This window comes from Burkholderia sp. Ac-20392 (genome assembly GCF_017104585.1).
Lineage (GTDB): Bacteria > Pseudomonadota > Gammaproteobacteria > Burkholderiales > Burkholderiaceae > Burkholderia > Burkholderia lata.
On record NZ_JAAGPB010000772.1, the window covers coordinates 1 to 2,621 of the forward strand.

Annotated in this window: 4 protein-coding genes; 3 read left to right on the plus strand and 1 reads right to left on the minus strand. The window is 65.7% G+C overall.

Annotation, left to right across the window (positions count from 1 at the left end):
- Window positions 1-687: DUF1254 domain-containing protein (locus G3N99_RS38015; RefSeq protein ID WP_206124944.1), on the minus strand; the 687-nt coding region annotated here is incomplete at its 3' end.
- Between the two features lie 312 nt (window positions 688-999).
- Between G3N99_RS38015 and G3N99_RS38020 the strand changes: the two genes are divergently transcribed.
- From G3N99_RS38020 to G3N99_RS38030, 3 genes are all read left to right on the plus strand, one after another.
- Window positions 1,000-1,278 (plus strand): toxin HicA, encoded by a 279-nt coding sequence (locus G3N99_RS38020; protein WP_206124945.1) that lies wholly within the window; start codon window positions 1,000-1,002, stop codon window positions 1,276-1,278.
- Window positions 1,275-1,598: a toxin-antitoxin system HicB family antitoxin gene (locus tag G3N99_RS38025; RefSeq protein ID WP_060074480.1), complete on the plus strand. Its 324-nt coding sequence runs from the start codon at window positions 1,275-1,277 to the stop codon at window positions 1,596-1,598. Before G3N99_RS38020 ends, G3N99_RS38025 begins: the two co-directional genes overlap by 4 nt.
- Window positions 1,599-1,819: 221 nt before the next feature.
- Window positions 1,820-2,621, plus strand: an 802-nt coding sequence (locus G3N99_RS38030; protein ID WP_206124946.1) for a copper ion binding protein, incomplete at its 3' end; no start/stop codon positions are given.

Consider the following 2,621-nt stretch of genomic DNA (forward strand, 5'->3'; position numbering starts at 1 on the left):
ATGGACCGCGACCGACGCGCCGCGCGTGTCGCCGGTGTAGACGGACAGCGGCACCACGCGGATCGCGCGCTGCAGCTTCTTCACGTTCGTCAGGTCGCGCCCGCCGCTCGTCTGCAGCCGGACTTCGAGCCACGCGCTGGCCGACGGCACATCGATCCGGACCGCGCCCTTCGGCAGCGTGCCCTGCCAATCCTTCGCGGCGAAGGCAATCGTTTGCGATCGCGCGCCGCCGCGCGCCCCGCGTGCAGCCACGCTCGACGACGACCACAGCACGTTCGTCCACATGTCGAGTGCGCGCGCATCCCAGTAACGGCCGCGCGTGTCGGGCAACGTGACGATCACGGGTTCGGCGGCAACGTCGAGCCAGCCGGTCGAGTCGAGCGTGTCGACGCCCGGCAGCGGCGGATTGACCGCGCCGACCGGCGGCAGCGCCTGCGCGTGACGCAGCGTGTTGAGCGGCGCCTGCCCCGGTTGCGCACCGTCGCCGCCCGTCGCCGCTTCCTTCGCGATGTCCATCAGCACGAGCGGATACGCGTAGACGTAGGAGTCGGCGACTTCCGCGCGCATCCAGCCGGTTTTCCGCTGAATTGCGTCCGGTTGCGACGCGCACCCCGCGAGCAACGCCGCCATGGCCAGCGACGCGCACGCGCGCCGCAGGGAAACTGATTCCTGCTGGTTTTCAATCATCGATTACTGGCCGAATATCGTTCTTTTCAGTCAACGCCTTGTTCGATTTGCGACTGGCGAAAACAAGGCACCCCAGCCTGCCCGGACAACCGTTTCGCTACGGTTCATAACGGCGGGCGCTGATGTCAGGCCGGTATCATAGCGCCTCAGGGCATCCCCCAATATGCCGATTAGCTGGCGGCGCGTATCCGCGGGCCGAGCGGGTCTGGAATATTTCGCCGGATCTTCAGGCAAATTGGGGCGGCATCGAAGCGGGTCTAGCAGGCGTCGGATCTGCCCCAGCGTCGATCGAGCCGCTATCCGGATTGACAAATGGTGTCACTATTGACACCATTCAGCATGGCAAGCGATTGGAAGATCCTCGAGCAAATGAGGCGCGAGCCCGCGAATGTGCGATTCGGCGATCTGTTCAAGGTCTGCGAGGCGCACTTCGGCCAGGCCCGCCAATCCGGTTCAAGCCACGCCATTTTCAAGACACCGTGGCAAGGCGATCCTCGAGTGAACATCCAGAACGATAGAGGGAAAGCCAAGGCCTATCAGGTGCGGCAGGTTCTCGACGCGATCGACCGACTGAAGGAACAGAAATCATGACCCAAGACCACTTTACGTACCGCGTAACGTGGTCCCCGGAGGACGGGGAGCACGTCGGCCTGTGCGCGGAGTTCCCGTCTCTTTCGTGGCTCGACGCGACACCGGAAGGCGCGTTGGCCGGCATTCGCCGACTCGTCGCCGATGTCGTGCGCGACATGACCGCGAACGGCGAAAAGGTGCCCGAGCCGATCGCCGATCGAACCTACAGCGGCGAATTCAAGGTCCGCATCCCGCCGCAAGCCCACCGCGCGCTGGTGATCCAGGCCGCCGAACAAGGCGTCAGCCTGAACCGTCTCGCAAGCGCCAAGCTCTGCGCGTGACTGCGCGATCGTGCGATCGCGTGCAAATGTAACGCCCGGCTTTCCGCCCGGAAGCCGGGCGTTCGCTTTTTCCGGGCCGTGGCACCCTGTGGACAGTATTGGCCTTGAGCCGATCCGCACGCCTTGCATCGAATGCATCACGCGCCGCTTGACCTTACCATCATGGGAATGTTGATACTGGGATCATTGGCGGCAAGAGCCGCGCATTCAGGGAATCCGACATGACTGAACCACTTGCCTCCGCAGCGCTGCATACGATCGAGCTGGGCATCGACGGCATGCATTGCGGCGGCTGTACGGGCCGCGTGCAACGGGCGCTGGCCGCGGTGCCGGGCGTCGTCGAGGCGACGGTCGACCTCGACGCACACGCGGCAACAGTAACTGCGCATGAAACGGTCGAAGCCGCACAACTCGTCGATGCCGTCGGTGCAGCCGGCTATCGCGCCGCCGTGCGTGCACCGGTGCTCGAAACCGCCACGGCCGTGCATGCCCATCCTGTCGAAGCGTCGCCCACGCCGATGGCCGCAGTCGCTTCCACTACCCACCACCCGCTTCCGGCCGACAGCACCATCATCGAACTCGATATCGACGGGATGACTTGTGCATCGTGCGTGTCGCGCGTCGAGAAGGCGCTGGAGAAGGTGCCGGGCGTCACGCGCGCGTCGGTCAATCTCGCGACCGAACGGGCTACCGTCGATGCCGCGGCGAACGTTTCCGCCGCGCAACTGGTGGACACGGTGAAACAGGCCGGCTACGGCGCGACGCCGACCGTAACGGATGGCGGTGTCGCCGCGTTCGCACCTTCGTCGCCTGCCGCGCCCGCCAGCATCGAACTCGACATCGACGGGATGACCTGTGCGTCGTGCGTGTCGCGCGTCGAAAAGGCGCTGGCGAAGGTGCCGGGCGTCACGCGCGCGTCGGTCAACCTCGCGACTGAGCGGGCTACCGTCGACGCCACGCCCGACGTGACCGCCGCCCGACTCGCCGAAGCCGTGAAACAAGCCGGTTATGGCGCGACGCCGG

Coding starts and splice junctions, on each gene's coding strand:
- G3N99_RS38020 (WP_206124945.1), top strand. CDS start 1,000: ATGGTGTCACTATTGACACCATTCAGCATGGCAAGCGATTGGAAGATC.
- G3N99_RS38025 (WP_060074480.1), top strand. CDS start 1,275: ATGACCCAAGACCACTTTACGTACCGCGTAACGTGGTCCCCGGAGGAC.